This window comes from Pantoea sp. GbtcB22 (assembly GCF_019091025.1).
GTDB classification, from domain to species: Bacteria; Pseudomonadota; Gammaproteobacteria; order Enterobacterales; family Enterobacteriaceae; genus Pantoea; species Pantoea leporis.
Genome location: NZ_JAGXKB010000344.1, coordinates 1 through 261, shown reverse-complemented (window position 1 = coordinate 261; position 261 = coordinate 1). Strand labels below are relative to the sequence as shown.

The following is a 261-nucleotide window of genomic DNA, read 5'->3' as shown; positions in this document are numbered from 1 at the left end:
AGGGACGGGTCTTCGGCCAGCCGCTCCCTCAGCGACTCCGCCATCCCCTCGCTCATGGGGTGCTCTCCCAGGGCGCTCGGGTCGTTGCTGTCGTTGCCAGCCACGAAGCGGATCTTCCGCGGGTCGCCGAAGCTCAGGCCCCAGGCGTTGTCATGCTCTTCGCGCTCGCGCCGGCCCATCCGGGACCGCAGGAGGTTGACCGTGAACGCCCCGTACACCTCGCCCTCGATGACGTACATCCAATCACTGATCTGGTTCGGC

The 261-nt window shown here is 67.4% G+C and carries 1 protein-coding gene; it reads right to left on the bottom strand.

Annotated features, from left to right (window positions below):
- On the bottom strand, positions 1–261 hold a 261-nt coding region (locus KVT28_RS25445; RefSeq protein WP_217550983.1), incomplete at both ends, for a DUF2314 domain-containing protein.